General features: G+C 58.3%; 20 protein-coding genes. 18 read left to right on the forward strand and 2 right to left on the reverse strand.

The window, feature by feature from the left end:
- Nucleotides 1-426, forward strand: a 426-nt coding sequence (locus ACIOZM_RS23540) for a sigma factor-like helix-turn-helix DNA-binding protein (protein WP_401217892.1), incomplete at its 5' end; no start/stop codon positions are given.
- Nucleotides 427-1027: 601 nt separating this feature from the next.
- Here the strand turns inward: ACIOZM_RS23540 and fdxA are convergent.
- Both fdxA and mutS read right to left on the reverse strand, forming a co-directional pair.
- Nucleotides 1028-1366 (reverse strand): ferredoxin FdxA, encoded by a 339-nt coding sequence (gene fdxA / locus ACIOZM_RS23545; RefSeq protein WP_401217895.1) that lies wholly within the window; start codon nt 1364-1366, stop codon nt 1028-1030.
- Nucleotides 1367-1529: 163 nt separating this feature from the next.
- Nucleotides 1530-4112 carry a DNA mismatch repair protein MutS gene (gene mutS, locus ACIOZM_RS23550; protein ID WP_401217898.1) on the reverse strand — a complete coding sequence of 861 codons (2583 nt, stop codon included), beginning with the start codon at nt 4110-4112 and terminating at the stop codon, nt 1530-1532.
- Nucleotides 4113-4323: 211 nt separating this feature from the next.
- Between mutS and ACIOZM_RS23555 the strand changes: the two genes are divergently transcribed.
- From ACIOZM_RS23555 to ACIOZM_RS23635, 17 genes are all read left to right on the forward strand, one after another.
- Complete coding sequence (locus ACIOZM_RS23555) at nt 4324-5058, forward strand: helix-turn-helix transcriptional regulator (protein ID WP_401217901.1); 735 nt, start codon at nt 4324-4326, stop codon at nt 5056-5058.
- 531 nt (nt 5059-5589) lie between these two features.
- Nucleotides 5590-6027 (forward strand): tail fiber assembly protein, encoded by a 438-nt coding sequence (locus ACIOZM_RS23560; RefSeq protein WP_401217904.1) that lies wholly within the window; start codon nt 5590-5592, stop codon nt 6025-6027.
- A gap of 121 nt (nt 6028-6148) precedes the next feature.
- Nucleotides 6149-6490: a phage holin family protein gene (locus ACIOZM_RS23565; RefSeq protein WP_401217907.1), complete on the forward strand. Its 342-nt coding sequence runs from the start codon at nt 6149-6151 to the stop codon at nt 6488-6490.
- A gap of 73 nt (nt 6491-6563) precedes the next feature.
- Complete coding sequence (locus ACIOZM_RS23570; RefSeq protein ID WP_401217910.1) at nt 6564-7085, forward strand: hypothetical protein; 522 nt, start codon at nt 6564-6566, stop codon at nt 7083-7085.
- Between the two features lie 3 nt (nt 7086-7088).
- Entirely contained in the window at nt 7089-7697 is a 609-nt protein-coding gene (locus ACIOZM_RS23575) for a phage baseplate assembly protein V (protein WP_401217913.1), read from the forward strand.
- Between the two features lie 14 nt (nt 7698-7711).
- Nucleotides 7712-8044 (forward strand): phage baseplate protein, encoded by a 333-nt coding sequence (locus ACIOZM_RS23580; RefSeq protein ID WP_401217916.1) that lies wholly within the window; start codon nt 7712-7714, stop codon nt 8042-8044.
- The gene (locus tag ACIOZM_RS23585; protein WP_401217919.1) at nt 8041-9036 is read left to right on the forward strand and encodes a baseplate J/gp47 family protein; all 996 of its coding nucleotides are present in this window, start codon (nt 8041-8043) and stop codon (nt 9034-9036) included. Before ACIOZM_RS23580 ends, ACIOZM_RS23585 begins: the two co-directional genes overlap by 4 nt.
- Entirely contained in the window at nt 9033-9668 is a 636-nt protein-coding gene (locus tag ACIOZM_RS23590; protein WP_401217922.1) for a phage tail protein I, read from the forward strand. The genes ACIOZM_RS23585 and ACIOZM_RS23590 overlap by 4 nt, the downstream gene beginning before the upstream one ends.
- Nucleotides 9669-11546 (forward strand): phage tail protein, encoded by a 1878-nt coding sequence (locus ACIOZM_RS23595; RefSeq protein ID WP_401217925.1) that lies wholly within the window; start codon nt 9669-9671, stop codon nt 11544-11546.
- 9 nt (nt 11547-11555) lie between these two features.
- Nucleotides 11556-12098: a DUF4376 domain-containing protein gene (locus ACIOZM_RS23600; RefSeq protein ID WP_401217928.1), complete on the forward strand. Its 543-nt coding sequence runs from the start codon at nt 11556-11558 to the stop codon at nt 12096-12098.
- Between the two features lie 96 nt (nt 12099-12194).
- Complete coding sequence (locus tag ACIOZM_RS23605; RefSeq protein WP_401217931.1) at nt 12195-12380, forward strand: hypothetical protein; 186 nt, start codon at nt 12195-12197, stop codon at nt 12378-12380.
- A 2-nt stretch (nt 12381-12382) separates the two neighbouring features.
- Nucleotides 12383-13549: a phage tail protein gene (locus ACIOZM_RS23610; RefSeq protein ID WP_401217934.1), complete on the forward strand. Its 1167-nt coding sequence runs from the start codon at nt 12383-12385 to the stop codon at nt 13547-13549.
- Nucleotides 13549-14055 (forward strand): phage major tail tube protein, encoded by a 507-nt coding sequence (locus ACIOZM_RS23615; protein ID WP_401217937.1) that lies wholly within the window; start codon nt 13549-13551, stop codon nt 14053-14055. Before ACIOZM_RS23610 ends, ACIOZM_RS23615 begins: the two co-directional genes overlap by 1 nt.
- 175 nt (nt 14056-14230) lie before the next feature.
- Complete coding sequence (locus tag ACIOZM_RS23620) at nt 14231-14812, forward strand: phage tail assembly protein (RefSeq protein ID WP_401217940.1); 582 nt, start codon at nt 14231-14233, stop codon at nt 14810-14812.
- 129 nt (nt 14813-14941) lie between these two features.
- Complete coding sequence (locus ACIOZM_RS23625) at nt 14942-17200, forward strand: phage tail tape measure protein (RefSeq protein WP_401217943.1); 2259 nt, start codon at nt 14942-14944, stop codon at nt 17198-17200.
- On the forward strand, nt 17200-17583 hold the full coding sequence (locus ACIOZM_RS23630; RefSeq protein ID WP_401217945.1) for a phage tail protein: 384 nt from the start codon (nt 17200-17202) through the stop codon (nt 17581-17583). Before ACIOZM_RS23625 ends, ACIOZM_RS23630 begins: the two co-directional genes overlap by 1 nt.
- Nucleotides 17576-17788 (forward strand): tail protein X, encoded by a 213-nt coding sequence (locus ACIOZM_RS23635; protein WP_401217948.1) that lies wholly within the window; start codon nt 17576-17578, stop codon nt 17786-17788. The genes ACIOZM_RS23630 and ACIOZM_RS23635 overlap by 8 nt, the downstream gene beginning before the upstream one ends.
- Nucleotides 17789-17795: the final 7 nt, after the last annotated feature.

Raw genomic sequence — 17795 nt, forward strand, 5'->3', positions numbered from 1 at the left:
CTCGATCACGAACCTTCACCCGAAGAAATCGCCAACCTGCTGGAAAAACCGGTGGGCGAGGTCAAGCGCATGCTCGGCCTGAACGAGCGGGTTTCTTCGGTCGACGTCTCGCTGGGTCCGGATTCGGATAAAACCTTGCTGGACACCCTCACGGACGACCGTCCTACCGATCCATGCGAACTGCTGCAGGATGACGACCTGTCGCAGAGCATCGATCAGTGGCTCTCGGAGCTGACCGACAAGCAACGCGAGGTGGTCATACGCCGCTTCGGCCTGCGCGGGCATGAGAGCAGCACGCTGGAAGATGTAGGCCTGGAAATCGGCCTGACCCGGGAACGGGTGAGACAGATCCAGGTAGAAGGCCTGAAGCGCCTTCGTGAGATTCTCGAGAAGAATGGCCTGTCGAGCGAGTCGCTGTTCCAGTAAGCGCTTTCAACGATCGTCCACAAAGGCCCCGACTGGTTCGGGGCTTTTTGTTGCCCGGATTACTCATGCAACCCTGTGGCGAGGGAGCTTGCTCCCGCTTGAGTGCGTAGCGCTCACAGACGTTTTGGGGCTGCTGCGCAACCCAGCGGGAGCAATCTCCCTCGCCACGGATAAAACCAGGCGGCAAATGCCCCGTGTTTGTAGTCTCGCGGTGTAAGCCTTGGATTACTCTTCCGTAGGTGTTCGTTATTTTTACACTACGGCAGACATCCATTCAGCGTGGCGATTGATTTCAATTTATTGATTTATATAGATATTCTTAAATATGACGCACCTGTTTCAGCGCTTTCCAGCGCCACGGGCGAGTTGCTCCCGGCAGGGAACTCTTTAGTATTCAGGTTGTGTCGACGGACAGACACGCCCTTCAAGGATGAGGGGAATGGACATCGCAGGAAGCGATTCATCAGGACGATGAAAAGGAATACAGGGAATAGGGAAAAATGTGGGCGGGTCAAACCGCCCCTTTTTTTTGCCCGCAAAAAAGTGAAACCCCGAAAAGCAAAAAGGCCCGTAAGGGCCTTTTTATCGAGCGCGTGACAGATCAGCGTTCGAGTTCTTCAAGCTTGCTGCCGACAGACTTATTGATTTCGCGATCCCACTGTTCGGCATCGGGCATCGATTCTTTCTTCTCGGTGATGTTCGGCCAGATATCAGCCAGCTCCTGGTTCAGCTGGATGAAGTGTTCCATGCCGGCCGGCACTTCATCTTCGGAGAAAATGGCTATGGCAGGGCATTCTGGCTCACACAGAGCGCAGTCGATGCACTCATCCGGGTGAATCACCAGGAAGTTCGGGCCTTCGTAAAAGCAGTCCACCGGACAGACTTCTACGCAGTCGGTGTACTTGCACTTGATGCAGTTGTCGGTGACGACGAAGGTCATTTCTAATTCTCTCCTCAGGCGGCGGCAGCGTTGCCCCTTCACGGTTGGGGTCGCCAGGTTCGGGAGCGATGTCTGCCAGCCAGGCTATTAGCCAGCAGCATCCCAAACCGCGCGAGATTCTAACAGCTTGAAGCCGTTTGCGTTATATCCGCTTCTTTAGTGCTTATATCCGGTTCTTAAGTGCATAGAGCATTTCGAGAGCACGGCGTGGCGTCAGGTCGTCGATATCCAGTTTAGCCAACTCATCCAGAACCGGGTGCGGCAGACTGGCAAACATATCGCTTTGCTGCGGTGTCGCCGGTTTGCCCTTGGCGACTGGCTTCGGCGCCTCATGCGGCAGGGCGGTTTCTTCCAGTCGGCTCAGGTGCTCACGGGCCCGCACGATTACTTCGCTCGGTACGCCCGCCAGTTGCGCCACGGCCAGGCCGTAACTCTGACTCGCCGGCCCTGGCAGCACGTGGTGCAGGAACACGATGCGTTCGTTGTGCTCGGTGGCATTGAGGTGCACGTTGGCCACCAGCGGTTCGGCCTCTGGCAACACTGTCAGTTCGAAGTAGTGAGTGGCGAACAATGTGTAAGCGCGCAGATGCGCCAGACGTTCGGCTGCTGCCCAGGCCAGTGACAGACCGTCAAAGGTGCTGGTGCCGCGACCAACCTCGTCCATCAGCACCAGGCTGCGCTCGGTGGCGTTATGCAGAATGTTCGCGGTTTCGCTCATTTCGACCATAAAGGTCGAACGGCCACCCGCGAGGTCATCGCTGGAGCCGATTCGGGTGAAGATCCGGTCGACCAGGGACAATTCACAACTGGCTGCCGGCACGAAGCTACCGATATGCGCCAGCAATACGATCAATGCGGTTTGGCGCATGTAAGTGGACTTACCGCCCATGTTCGGGCCGGTGATTACCAGCATCCGCGTGTTGTCATCCAGGCTCAGGTCGTTGGCCACGAACGGCGTGGTCAATACTTGCTCGACCACCGGGTGACGACCCTGAGTGATGCGCATGCACGGTTCGCTGACGAAGTGTGGGCAGTTCAGGTCGAGATTCAGCGCGCGCTCGGCGAGGTTGCTCAGCACGTCCAGTTCGGCCAGCGCGGCAGCGGTGTCCTGCAGCGGCGGCAACTGGCTGATCAAATCTTCCAGCAACGCCTCGTAGAGCATTTTCTCGCGGGCGAGGGCGCGGCTCTTGGCCGACAGCGCCTTGTCTTCGAACTCTTTCAGCTCTGGCGTGATGAAGCGCTCGGCGCCCTTGAGCGTCTGGCGACGGATGTAGTCCGCCGGAGCCGATTCGGCCTGCTTGCTCGGCAGTTCGATGAAGTAGCCATGAATGCGGTTGTAGCCGACTTTCAAGTGCGACAGTCCGGTACGGGCCTTCTCGCGTGCTTCCAGATCGATGAGGAACTGGCCGGCGTTCTCGCTCAGCGATTGCAGTTCATCGAGTTCGCTGTCGTAACCGGTTTTCAGCACGCCGCCGTCACGGATCACCGCTGGAGGGTTGTCGATAATGGCTTTTTCCAGCAGCGCCGCCAGTTCCGGGTAGGTGCTGGTGATGGTTGCCAGACCTTGCAGGTGCGGCGCTTCCAGGTCGGTCATTGCCACTTGCAGTTCAGGCAGGGCACCGAGAGCGTCACGCAGACGTGCGAGGTCGCGAGGACGCGCATTGCGCAGGCCGATCCGCGCCAGAATCCGTTCGATGTCGCCGATTTCCTTGAGCTGCGGTTGCAGCTTTTCGAAACGGTAGCCATCGAGCAGGCAAGTGATCGAGGTCTGGCGCGCCAACAGCACGGGCAGATCGCGCAGCGGGCGATTCAACCAGCGAGTCAGCAAGCGGCTGCCCATCGCGGTCTGGCAGCGGTCGACGACCGATTGCAAGGTGTTGTCGCGGCCACCCGACAGGTTGGTGTCGAGTTCCAGGTTGCGACGGCTTGCACCGTCGAGCACCACGGTGTCGTCCAGACGTTCATGACGCAGGCTGCGCAAATGGGGCAGGGCGGTGCGCTGGGTTTCCTTGGCGTAGGCCAGCAGGCAGCCGGCAGCGCCGATGGCCAGCGTCAGATTTTCGCAGCCAAAGCCTTTCAGGTCCTGAGTGGAGAACTGCTGGCAGAGACTTTTCAGCGCCGAGTCACGCTCGAAATCCCACGGCGCACGGCGACGAACCCCACGGCGTTTCTCCGCCGGCAGATCTCTTGGCCAGTCATCCGGGATCATCAGCTCAACCGGATTGACCCGCTCCAGCTCCGCCAGCAGGTTTTCCCAGCCTTTGATTTCCAGCACGGTGAAGTTGCCGCTGGTGATGTCGAGCACCGCCAGGCCAAACAAACGCTCATCGCCCAGTACCGCCGCAATCAGGTTATCGCGGCGCTCATCCAGCAGCGCCTCGTCACTGACCGTCCCTGGTGTGATGATCCGTACAACCTGACGATCAACCGGGCCCTTGCTGGTTGCAGGGTCGCCGACCTGTTCGCAGATCACTACCGACTCGCCGAGCTTGACCAGCTTCGCCAGATAACCTTCCGCCGCGTGGTAAGGAATCCCGCACATTGGAATCGCCTGTCCCGCCGATTGCCCACGGGCAGTCAGGGTAATGTCGAGCAACTTGGCGGCTTTCTTCGCGTCTTCATAGAAGATTTCGTAGAAGTCGCCCATGCGATAGAACATCAGCTGATCCGGGTGCTGGTTCTTCAGGCGCCAGTACTGCTGCATCATCGGAGTGTGGGAGGACAGGTCGGAGACGGCTTTATTCATCGGATTGTCAGGAAACTCGTTGAAATGTGTAGGGCAAAAGCGTGGCGTTGGCCGGGCTTTTCCGCGATGGGCGCAAGATTACCATGGGCAGTCCACAGGACGCAGGTGCGAGGGCTGGGTGACAGCTTTCTGCATCAAAAAGCGGTGGTTATGCACAAAATATGCAAATCAGCATTTGTCTTAATAAAAAACTTCAAGCACTATGCGCCTTATGCAAAAACGCAACGTATCTACCGTATTAAGAGCATTGCTCGATCAGCACGGGATCTCCCCTACGGAGCTTCACCGTCGTACCGGCGTGCCTCAATCCACTCTCTCGCGGATTCTCAGCGGGAAGATCGTCGATCCTTCGGATAAACACATCTCGAAGATTGCCGAGTACTTCTCCGTGAGCACCGATCTGTTGCGTGGGCGCGCGGATGTCGCGCCTGCGGCCTCTGCCGCGCGTGATGATGTGCATGCGGAACTCAAGGACATAAGCCTGTGGGACGATGACACCCCCGTCGATGATGACGAGGTGTCGGTGCCCTTTCTGCGTGAGGTTGAATTGGCTGCTGGATCAGGAAGATTCGTCATCGAAGAGAGCGAGCGCTCTAGCCTGCGCTTTGGAAAGCGCAGCCTGCGCCATAACGGTGTGCAGTTCGACCAGGCCAAATGCGTGACCGTGCGCGGCAACAGCATGACGCCGGTGCTGCGTGACGGCGCGACCGTTGGTGTGAACGCGGGCAAGTGTGGCATCGGTGACATCATCGACGGCGACCTTTATGCGATCAACCACAACGGTCAACTGCGGGTGAAACAGCTTTATCGCCTGCCTACCGGCATTCGTCTGCGCAGCTTCAACCGCGATGAGCATCCTGACGAGGACTACACCTTCCAGGAAATGCAGGAAGAGCAGATCGTCATCCTTGGTCACGTCTTCTGGTGGGGCATGTACGCCCGATAACGTCATTCCTTTCAGATAAAACCCGCCCCCCGGCGGGTTTTTTTTCGCCTGGTGAAAACCACCAGAACCTTGAATGGCGGGGCTTTCATGCGCTCGTGCATTTGTCGCGCATAAATAAATGCATTTATGCATTGACTGTATATGCATCCATGCATATTCTTGCAACCAAGCCGCTCGACAAAGCGGCTGGAAACGAAAGCTCTTTAGTTCCACAAGAACAGGCAGCGATGAACCGGCCTCAACGGTTCAGAGGGTTGGCAACTGACCCGGGTGTGCAGCGTAAAGCACCAGAAGCAGTTATCCGGCGGGCAGGGACCGCGGTCGGAAAAACAATTCGAATGGACTCGTACCGCGCCAGTAGCGCCGAAAAGTCAGCTTCCTTGTTGAGACAGGATTCAAGGAAGGCGAAGGAGCGCATTACTGAAAAGCCCGGTGCATTGGCGCCGGGCTTTTTGGAATGCCTGCCTGATGTTCACGGAGAGAGCAGAGCGACGTGCAGTCGTGTACTGGAAATAATCAGAGGGAAGGATGATGAACCGTTACGTTTTGGTAGGGACTGTTTACAAAACGGGCTATCAAGTAGCCCTGCAAATTCTGGAAACCGAGGAGTCCATGCCCACCACCCTCCCGGAAGGGGTATCGGATGCATGGTGGTATGACATCACTGGATATACAACCGATCACCTGGGATGGAAGGTCTTTCAACTGGATGAGGAAGGGTTGCTTTTCGTCGAGCCGACGGATGACGACTATCGCAAGATAACCACTGCACGAATGCAGGAACGGTTTGACGTAGCCTTTCGCTGGTTGATGTTCAACCCGTTGCAATACAAGGCGGATCTTGGCATCGCAACCCCAGTAGAGGTAACGGCACTGATTGATTACAAACAGTATTGCATCGCCGTCAGCGAAGTAAAAAATCAACCCGGTTATCCGTCCGCGATCAACTGGCCTATCGCTCCCTTCTAGTTCAAGACACGAGAGTGCATTACTGAAAAGCCCCTGCGTGGGGCTTTTTGGAATGCTTACCTCAAGAGAAAACGTTTGAACCCAACACACACCACTCATCAATCACCCAAGGAGGCGTGACATGACAAACGAGCAACAAGCGTTGGCGGACATGCCGATCTGGCTGGTCATCCTCCTCGCCCTGGTGGGCGGGGTGTCCGGCGAAATGTGGCGCGCCGATAAAGAGGGCGCTCGTGGATGGGCGCTGATCCGGCGACTGGCATTACGCTCCGGGGCCTGCGTCATCTGCGGGGTATCCGCCATCATGCTGCTGTACGCCGCCGGCATGTCGATATGGGCCGCTTGCGCCATTGGCTGCCTGACCGCAATGGCCGGCGCCGACGTGGCCATCGGTCTGTATGAACGCTGGGCCGCCAAGCGCATCGGCGTTTGCGAAGTACCAACGCCCCGCGACCCCCAATAACCCTTCACTTTCCTGCCTCGCTGCACACCCTGCGGCGGGGCTTCGCGTGGACATTTGAAAAGGAGGTCAATGCATGCCCGCACCGATCCAGCAGCCTTCGCAGCTGTTCACGGCGATGGCGACAACCTTGCGAAATACCGCTGACCTCAATGTGCAGGTCGGCAATCACGAAGATTTCACTGCACCCGGCGAACAGGCCTGGGTACTGATCGACATCGAACGCAATGCGTCGGGACAGCGCGCCGCCAATGGCCGTATTGCTCATGTGCTGACGTTGTCACTGCAGGTCATTCCCGCCGTTTCTGCCAGCGCATTTACTGCGTGCGATCTGATCGCTGCGCTGAAGAATCTGATCACCGACAACCACTGGGGCTTGCCCGGCGATCAATGCGATGCACCGATGAACATTGATGGTTTGCCGTCATTGCTTGTTCGCGCCGATCAGCCCAACAAGGCCTGGACCCTGACGTTCAACCAGACGCTTTACCTCGGCCCGACCTTGCTCGATGACCCGCTCGGCACGCCGAAATTCGCCCGTACCTGGGAAGTCAGCAACATCGACGACCCGGATCAATACACCGCGCTGGAGGCCTGACCGATGTTCGACGCGTTATTGCGCATGCAACTGGGCCCGATCATCGAACGTCTGGCCGAAATGGAAGCGGAAATCGAAGACCTGCACCGCCGCGCCGAGAGTTTCTGTCGTATCGGTATCTGTCAGGCCGTCGATGCCGCGAGCAACACCTGCAATGTCAGCCACGGAGGCTTGCTCACGCCGGCGATCAAATTCTTCAACCCGAGCGCTGGCGCACAGAGTGAATCTCGCATCCCTTCGGTGGGTGAGCAGTGTCTGTTGTTCAACTACGGCAGCGGTGAAAGTGGCGCGCAGAGCGTGGCGTTGTTCGGCCTGAACAGCGACCGCTTTCCACCGACTGCCACGGTGCCGACGCTGACTCGACGCGTGCATGTCGACGGCAGCGAAAGCGGCTACGACGACGCCACGCACACTCTGCATTGGCAAAACGCTCCGGCAGCCTTCAGCGGTTCTCGCGAGTCGCTGAAACTGAGCCTCGGCCCGGCGCAACTGGTGATGACCGCGCAGGCGATCAATCTGCAACTGGGCGCCACCGGCCTGACCATCGACGCCTCGGGCGTGCACTTCAGCGGCCCGTTGGTAGACCACCAGGGCCGCGTCATCAGCCCCTGATTCAAGAGCCTCCCATGATCGGAATCGATAGAGACAGCGGGGCCACGGTCGACGACTGGCTGCAGTTTGTGCAGCGCGCGACCCGGGCCCTGACCACGCCGCTGGGCACCCGGCAAAAACGGCCCTTGTATGGCTCGCTGATTCCCACGTTGCTCGGCCAGAACCTCGGCGATGACGTCCTGCTTCTGGCGCAGAGCCACGCGGCGCAAGCGTTCTACAACGCACAAAACGGCATCGGCGATTTTCAGCCAAACGTGATCGTCGCGACTCGTCAGGGCGCCGGAATGCTCCTGCGTTTCGCCGGCACCTGGAAAAACCGTCAACAGACTTTCGAGGTAGTGACATGAGCATGTTGATCCCCGGTCAGAACCAACTGGCCGAACCGTCGCTGATCACCGTCGAGGACTTCGAGGACCTGCTCGCCGAGTTCAAGACCTTCGTCGTCGAATACGTCGGCGCTCGCGCTCCGGACAGTGCGGCGAAACTCAAGACCAGCCTGGAAAACGAAAGCGAACTGCTGACACTCGCACTCGAAGCGTTCTGCGTGCGGCTGCAAACCCACGAACGCAAATACAACGCCCGCATCAAGCAGATGCTGGCGTGGTGGGCGACCGGCAGCAACCTCGATGCGCGTTTGGCGGACATGGGGCTGGAGCGACAAATACTCGATCCGGGTGACCCGGCAGCATTCCCGCCAGTGCCGGCGATTTATGAAAGCGACGAAGACGCCCGACTGCGTTATTACCTCGCACCACACGCCCCGGCTGCCGGTTCGCGGATGCAGTATCGCCGCGAGGTATTTACCCTTGGCGAACGGCCCACGGTAAAGGTCGAATCCACTGACAGCAATGTGGTGACCGTCACTTACACCTTCGACCCGGACGGACTTGCGGCACAGGTCAAGGACGGCAACGGTCGCCGCACCGCGCCGGGCGAAGTCCAGGTCACCGTGCTCTCACGAGAGGGCGACGGCACACCGTCCGCGGCACTGCTCGACGGCGTTCGCCAACACTTTGCCCGTCCGGATGTGCGACCGGAAACCGACCTCGTCACCGTCAAGGCTGCCGACGTTCAGCGCTACAAAATTCGTGTCGTGGCGAAGATCAATTCCGGCCCCGATTCGGGCCTGACCAAAGTCGCCGCGCAGCAACAATTGCAGGCCTACGCCGACAGTTGTCATCGCCTCGAAGGGCGGGTTGATCCGAGCTGGATCGACTACACGCTGCACAGTGCCGGCGCAGTGCAATTGCAGATTCTGGAGCCAACGGCACCGATCATCACCAGTGCATTTCAAGCGCCGTACTGCACGGCGGTCGAAGTCGAGGTGCTGACGATATGAGTGAGCAAACGCAACGCCCGACACTGCTACCGGCCAACAGCTCGGCGCTTGAACGGGCGATGGATCTTGGCTTCGGCAAACTGCTGGATCGCATCACACCGCCGTTTCCCGAGCTGATGAACCCGAGCGAAACACCAGTCGCGTTTCTGCCATATCTCGCGGCGGATCGCGGTGTCGCCGAATGGAGCACCGCCGCGCCGGAGGCTGAAAAGCGTCTGACCGTCGAACTCGCCTGGCCCACCGCACGCCAGGCCGGCACCCGCAAAGCATTGGAAAACGCCGCCAAGGGTTTGCAACTGCGCCCGGAAATTCGCGCTTGGTACGAACAGACGCCACACGGTGTGCCCTACAGCTTTTCCGTGCGGGCCTTCAGCGAACAACCCTACAGCGAAGAAATCGACGCCCGTCTCGACCGCCGCCTGGCCGATGCCAAAAGCGAGCGGGACATTCTCTCGGTGTCGGTCGGCTTGAGCGCCTTCGGCAATCACGTCATCGGCGCCGCGACCTTCTGCGGCGAACTGACCACGGTTTATCCGGTGATCATCGAAGGGCTCGAAACCTCAGGCGAGGCGTTCATCGCCGCTGCTTTGTACACCGTCGAAACATCCACTATTTATCCTCAGGGGGCCTGAATGGCTGACTATTACACCCTGCTCACCAACGCAGGGATTGCCTACGAAACTGCCTGCAAGGCAGCGGGCGTACCGATCAAACTGACGCAGATTTCGGTCGGCGATGGTGGCGGCTCCGTCTACAACCCGGCCGCGACGGCTACCGCGCTGAAACGCGAAGTCTGGCGAGGGCCGCTCAATGCGCTGTTCCAGGACGAGAAAAATCCGAGCTGGCTGCTCGCCGAAGTGACCATTCCGCCGGATGTTGGCGGCTGGTATGTGCGTGAAGCCGGGCTGTGGACTGACACTGGCATTCTCTACGCCATCGTCAAATACCCGGAGTCGTTCAAACCGGTTTTGGCCACTTCGGGTTCGGGCAAAGAGTTCTACATTCGCTCGATTTTCGAGACCAGTAATGCGTCCTTGGTGACGTTGTTGATTGATGACACGGTGGTCAAGGCGACTCGTGCGTGGGTCATGAGCTATCTGGCCGAAGAACTCGGCAAACTGGATGGCAAGCAATCGGTGCGCGTTGCGGCATCCACCAACATCGTGCTGAACGGCGCGCAACAAATCGACGGCGTCGCGGTGATCGCTGGCGACCGAGTGCTGCTGGCGAATCAGACCTTGGCCAAGGACAACGGCCTGTGGATTGTCGCCAACGGTGACTGGGCACGGGCGACCGATGCCAACAGCAGCGCCAAGGTCACCCCGGGACTGACGGTCATGGTCGAAGAGGGCGCGGCCAACGGCGATTCGCTGTGGCACCTGACCACCAACGCGCCGATCGCACTCGGCACTACAGCGCTGACGTTCAAGATGTTGGCTGGTCGCACCGGGATCGCTGCCGGTACTTACAAGAGTCTGACCGTTGACGAATATGGCCGGGCGACTGCCGGTGCAAATCCCGAGACGTTGGCTGGGTTTGGCATTAAGGACACCTACACCAAGTCTGAAATTGAGGGGATGATCGCCAATGCGTCGATGCTACCGGTGGGGACGATCGTTGCGTTCCCTGGTGCTACGCCACCGGTGGGTTTTCTAGAGTTAGATAACAGCGTCAAAAGTGCTGCGCTTTATCCAGATCTGAATACTTATCTCGCAGGCAAATACAACAAGGGTGATGAAGGAACGGGTAATTTTCGCTTACCAGATGGACGCGGTGAGTTCCTGCGCGGCTGGGATCATGGGCGCGGTGTCGATGGTGGCAGGGCAATTGGTAGTTATCAGCTTGATACCTTGCAGAACATTACTGGCACCTTCGACGGCTACCTTGATATCACCACGGCAGGTGGCGCGTTCTCGTTAAGCAACATGAGCACCTCTTCAACTCCGCTCAATCAGAAAAACGCCTACCACGGTGCTTATTTTGATGCTTCCAAAGTGGCGCGTACTTCTACGGAAACCCGTCCCCGCAACCTCGCCGTCATGTGGTGCATCAAAGCCTGGAACGCACCGATCAACCAGGGGAACATCGATATTGCCGCGTTGGCGGTTCTTGCCCAGCAAGCCTCTGAAATTAATCAAGGCACAGCGAAAGTAGCCACTCAAGCGCAGACGAATGCAGGCGCCGATGACAGCGTCATCGTCACGCCGAAAAAATTGACGTGGGGCTTTCAGTTTCAAAAAAGTGGCATCGGCTACTGTGTTTTCCCGTCCTGGCTGGGTGGTTTCACTATTCAGTGGGGCGTGTACAGCATTGTCTCCAGTACGACTGATCAGACAATTAGCTTTCCTCTCACGTTTCCTAATGCCGCGTTATCAGCCGTCGCGCTCAGTGACTACACCCCTGGTTCCGGGTCGGTCGGATTCGTCGCGATGGGGGCGTTGAACAAGAACGGCTTTACGGTTCGCTCGTCTTCCGGAACTTCAACGCGATGGCTCGCAGTCGGTTGCTAAGGGAAAAACATGACTAACAAATACATGACGTTCGATGAGTCAGGCTCCATTAAGGACCGATTGATTCAAGGGGTTTGCGACATTCCTCAGGGCGCGATATGCATCAGCGAAGAACTTTGGCTGCAGTCTGCAACAGACCTGACTGGACATTGGTGCCTAATCGACAGAACGCTGACCAAGGTTCCTTTTGAAATCAAACCAGACTTCGCGAAGTTAATTGCTGCAGAGCGTTTTCGCCGGGAAACATCTGGTGTCGTATTTGAAGGCTCCGTCGCTGATACCACTCGAGACGGCCAGGCATTGATCGCCGGCGCTGCGCTAGCGGCGATGCTTGATCCGACTTACAAATGTGCATGGAAGTTTGCTGAAGGTTTCGTCGAGTTGCAGGCTGCCCAAATAATCGCATTGGCAACCTCGATTCGCACCTATGTTCAGGATTGTTTTGATCGTGAACGAGCTTTGTTGTCAGCCGTTGAGTCTGGAGAGTGTTCTGAGGACATGATCCTGCAAGGTTGGCCGAATTCGGGCCCTCTACATAAAGCACAATCATAACGCCCCGTATCGCCGGTTTTTTTGCATACATAAAACATTCAACACCCGCCAAGCCCCTCCCCACGAGGGGCTTTCCCGTTTATGGAGAAACGAAAAATGGCAACTCGCCAAACCTACACCGTGCTCGTCCCATTCCCCACCGGCGGTGGGCACTGGTCGAGCATCGGTCAAGACCTTGATCTGCTCGATGTCGAGGCCAGTGCTCTGCACGGTGCCGGTCGACTTGAGCTGAAAACACCTACCACTCAGGCCAAAAAGGCCGCTGCCAAGAAGGCTGACTAAACATGGCTGAGGTTCTGAACTTCGAGCACAACGGCATTACCGTCAATGCCACTGAATCCCCTGAGGCCATGGGTGGCCTGGGTGACAACGTTATCGGTCTGGTCGGCACCGCGCCGAAGGCTGATCCGCTGATTCCGCGTAACGCCCCGTTCCGCATCAACAGCTTTACCACCCACGCGCTGCTCGATCCGACCGGTGCCGAGGAAGGCACGCTGTATCACGCCGTTTACCAGATCCTCAAAGTGGTCAAGGTGCCGGTGTATGTGGTGATCGTTGAAGCGGGCACGACCCCGGCCGACACGGTTAACGCGGTGATCGGCGGCGTTGATCCGCTGACCGGCCGCAAGCTCGGTCTGGCCGCGCTGGGCAGTGTCCCTGAAGACCTGACCATCATCGGTGCGCCGGGCTTCACCGGCACCAAAGCGGTGGCCAGCGAGTTCGCCTCGTTCGGCAAGCGCATCAAGGCCCGTGTGGTGCTGGACGGCAAGGACGCTTCGGTTGCCGATCAAGTGTTGTACAGCCAGGAACTGGGCGGCGCCGACCTCGGTTTCGACCGTTGCCTGGTGGTGCACAACATGCCAGCCGTGTACTCGAAAGCGGCGAAGAAAAACGTCTTCCTGTCGCCCTCCAGCCTGGCGATTGCCGCGCTGGCCAAGGTCAAGCAGTGGGAGAGCCCGGGCAACCAGGTGACCTACGCCGAGGACGTGTCGCGAGTGGTCGAATACAACATTCTCGACACCTCCACCGAAGGAGATCTGCTCAACCGCTACGGCGTCAGCTACTACGCTCGCACCGTGCTCGGCGGCTTCTCGCTGCTGGGTAACCGCTCGATCACCGGCAAGTTCATCAGCTACGTCGGCCTCGAAGATGCGATCAGCCGCAAGCTGGTCAAGGCCGGCCAGAAAGCCATGGCGAAAAACCTCACCAAGTCCTTCATGGACCAAGAGGTCAAGCGCATCAACGACTGGCTGCAAACCCTGGTCGCCGACGAAACCATTCCTGGCGGCAGCGTGTACCTGCACCCGGAACTGAACAGCGTCGAGAAGTACAAGAACGGCACCTGGTACGTGGTCATCGACTACGGCCGCTACGCGCCGAACGAACACATGATTTATCAACTCAACGCCCGCGATGAAATCATCGAGCAGTTCCTGGAGGACGTTCTCTAATGTTTACCAACCGTAATCGCCAGGCCATCGCGGCCACCCTGCAAGGCCTGCCGTTGTCGGCGACCGTTGAAGAATTTACTCCGCCGAAGATTGAATTCGACGTGGAAGAGATGCGCGGCGGCCGCTTCATTGTTGAAGAAATGGTCAAGGGCGGCAAAGCGCTCACCGCCAAGTTGACCCTGCAAGGCATGGGTACAGAAGTCATGCTCGCGCTCGGTGTGAAGCTGGGCGACGACATTCTGCTGAATGTGCGTGAAGCCGGTCAGGATCAGGATGGCAACACCTGGTTCACCTATCACACGGTCGGCGGCAAGCTGAAATCCCTTGAGGAAACTGCGGTGAAGATGGGCGAAAAACCCAAGACCAATCTGGAGCTGTCCTGCCGCACCTACAACCGCCTGGAAAACGGCGTGCCGGTGATCGACATCGACGTGCGCACCCAGAAGTTTGTGCTCAACGGCGTCGACATCCTCGGTGATGCGCGTCGTGCGGTGCTGATGCCGTAACCCGATACCTGCCAGACCCCCGCCCGTGTGGGAGCCAGCCTGCTGGCGATGAGGCCATCACCTTCAACATCCATGTTGACTGGCCTGACGCTATCGCTAGCAGGCTAGCTCCCACAGTGGGCTGTCTGGTCGCTTTTGTGCAACACCCCTCAAGAATCACCAAGGAATTCCCTTCATGTCGTGGATGCCTCCAAAGCATGACTTGTTGTCGCCAATCACCGGTGACGACGGCTCGCAGATCGAATCGATCCAGCTCAAGCCACTGTTCTACGCCGCACAAAAAGAAGCACTGGAACGTGCCGGCGATGACGAAGACGATCAGTTCTTCGAACTCGCGCTGCTGGCCACCGGGCTCTCGGTCAAGGAACTCGATCAGCTCAAACGCCCGGACTACGTGACCATCGCCCAGTACGTGCACGAAATGTCGACCCGTCCGGCGTCGTACTTTCTCGATCAGGTCGAAGGCGCGGAAAAATCCGACGATCCCGATCAAGTGCAACTGCTGCACCCGCTCGCCGTCACCGGCCGCACCGTGACTTCGCTGAGCCTGGAAATGCCGGTGCTGCGCGCCACCAAAGTGATGAAGAAACTGAAGACGGCCAAGGAACGCGCCGAGTTCATCACCGCGCATTGCGCCGGCCTGATGATCCCCGATCTGGCTCTGTTGAGCGTCCCGGACTGGACTCAGCTACAGGTGCGCATAGACGATTTTTTAAACCAGCCGGCGGCCTTCTTTCAGAGCGCGACATCGAAGTAATCCTCGATATCGTGCCGCTCATTTACCCGGTAAGTGAGGCGGAAATTCTGGAATGGGACGCCGAAAAGGCGTTGCGCCGCTACGACATAGCGATCACTCGCCTTGGCGTGAAACAGGAGTAGAGCGGCAATGGCAGAGAACAAATATGCGCTCACTTACGCCGGTGAGAGCAGCAACACAGCAGGCGGTTTGGCGGTACCGGAAGACCTCGGCAAACCACTGCAGGATTTGAACCTGACACTGGCTTTGGCAAGTTCGGATATTCGCCTGCTGACACAGGAACAGATCAAGCTTCGAGAGCTGCTGGTCACCCAGCAATCGCTGTTCAAATCCAGTGCCGCAGCACCTGCCGCGAGCGAGCCGAAGTCAAAGCTCAAGGCTGAAATCGAGCAGCGTCCACCGCCGAAAATCATGCAGTCGGGCATGGCTAACGAGACAGCGTTGGTCGAACTCAATCAATTGCTCAAGCTGAGCAATGATCAACTTCAAACACATTCGCAGAACACATCGGAACTCGCCAGCGAGAAGCTGGTGGCGGGCAGCGGTGCGACCAACGCGGACTTGATCCAGGTGCAAATCGTCGGCGCCCGGTCCGGCATTGCCGAGGGTGCCAAAGGAGACCAGAGGGCGAACGAACTAAATTGGTTCTCCCGTGATGCCGCGATCAATGCGTCGGCCTTCAGAATGGACGTCAAGTCGGCTGGCGAGATGTTGGCAGCCTGGCGTTCGTCGCTGAAGCTGGATCAATATCAAAGCCAGGATCTGGCCGATGCAACGAGCTATCTTGGCAACAGTGGTCTGGACGCCAAGGCTGCCGATATCGGTTCGGTGGTACAACGCTCTGGCGAGAGTGCCATCGCAGCGGGGCTGACTCCGGAGCAAGTGGCTGCGTTCGCGGCGGCGCTGCTAAGCAGCGGCGCAGACAAAGAGGGCGCCGGCGCCGCGCTGAAGGGAATTACCTCGGTGCTGGCCAAGGGCGGTTCGGCATCGACCGAGCAACGTACAGCCTTGGCCCAACTGGGGCTTAATCCAGAATCGTTGGCTGGGGAGATGCGCAAGGATGCTCCTGCTGCCATCAACTCGGTTCTTGCGGCACTCAATAAACAACCAGTGCAGGAACGGTCAGCACTGACGAAAACACTGTTTGGTGAAAACGACGCAAGAGTTCTTGAGCTGCTGAAAAAACCGGAGGATGTAAAAAACGCTTTCTCGCAGGTCGCCGACAAACGCAACTACGCCACATCGGAACTTGGCGCAGACAGCGGTGCAGCGGCGAAATCCGCCGAAGCGTACGGCAATACTTCGCAGGGCCGATGGAATGCGCTTGATGCGAGTCTGAACCGATTGTCCACAGCGTTCGGCACTGCATTGGCTCCTTTGGCCGATGGTGCCGCCGTGACACTCACTGCTCTGGTCAATGGCTTGAGCACAGCAGCCGAAACATTTCCCGCTGTGACTGCCGGACTTGTTGTGCTCGGGGCTGCTGCTCTTCCATTTGTGGGCGGTGTATTGAAGTCTGGTGTGGCCTCGGTGCTCGACGTGGTTGCCACAAAGCTGCTGCGTCTGGCGACCACACGAATGCCGCCGGACATTGCCGATCTCATAACCGGCGATGACGACAGTAGTGGTGGTCGGAAACGTAAACGACCAGGTCGCGGGTCTGGTCGACGCGCACCTTCCAGCACACGGTCACGTGCCTCGGTTTCAGTTCCTGGCAGGAGCAGCCGTTTGAGCGGCGTGACGGCCAGGATCGCACCGATGTTTGACGATGCGATAACAAGATTGAAGATGGTTGGCGATGCTGCCAAAAACTTCCGGCCGCAGTGGCTCAAAGGCGCTACAGCCAAAGTCATGCCATTGGTTGAAGGTGCCGGTGCCAAGCTCATGCCTACAGTTGCCAAGGCGTTGCCCGCCATCAAAATTGGTGCGCCACTGGCCCTTGCCCACGCCGCCTATACAGGATTGAAAGGCTGGCGCGAAGGTGATGACAAAGCTGTCAAGGGTGCCGCCGGTGAACTGGCCGGTACTGCTATTGGTGCCACAATCGGAACGTTTATTGCTCCCGGCATCGGAACGTTCATTGGCGGGACCTTGGGTGGAATGCTCGGTTCTTATCTGGGAGAGCAACTGGCGACGCCTCCAGAGGACAAACTGGCCCCTCCGGCCCAAGTGGCCAAAGACCTGAGCAGCGCTCAGACGCCAAGCCCACCGATCACCTACGCCCCCATTTTGAACTTCAACGGCGGTGATCCGGGCAGCGCTGAAAAAGTCACCGCCATGGTCGCGCAGGCCATGGAAACGCATTTCACTTCTCAATTCGTTCCGCTGATGAGCACTAGCCATCTCGCCACCCGCCGTGACGCAGCCCTGACCGATGGAGTCGCCTGATGAAACAACAAATGGCACTGGGCAGTTTCATCTTCGGCCTGTCGCGCAATTTCGCCTATAGCTCGTTGGCGCGAAAGTCCGATGGTGGCTGGTCCGAAATACAAATTCTCACCAGCAAACCTAAATCCAGCCAGACCGGACAAAAACCGGAAACCCTGACCATCACCGGCAAGTCGATGTACGCCGTGGCCATGGATCGGCTCGACGAACTGCGAGCCTTGCAGGCCTTGCGCATACCGCTGCCGTTGATCGATGGCATCGGTCGCAACTGGGGTTTGTGGCGGATCAACAGCGTCTCCGAAACCCAGACCCAGATCATCGATGACGGCACGGCGATGGTGGTGGATTGGGTCATCGAATTAGCGGAGTTCAACAATGCGTAAGGTTCGAAGCGTGGCCGGTGACTCGGTGAATCTGCTGCTCTACCGCGAAACCGGTCGCAGCGATGACGCCGCCGAAGAAGCGCTGTGGAAGCTCAATCCGACCCTGGCCGAACACGGTCCGATCCTGCCCGCAGGCGTCTGGGTGACATTGCCCGAACTCGACTCGAAACCCGCCGCGATCAAACCGGTCACGGCCTGGGATTAAGGAGGTT

It is taken from the genome of Pseudomonas sp. NPDC087346 (assembly GCF_044744235.1).
In the GTDB taxonomy this organism is placed as follows: Bacteria; Pseudomonadota; Gammaproteobacteria; order Pseudomonadales; family Pseudomonadaceae; genus Aquipseudomonas.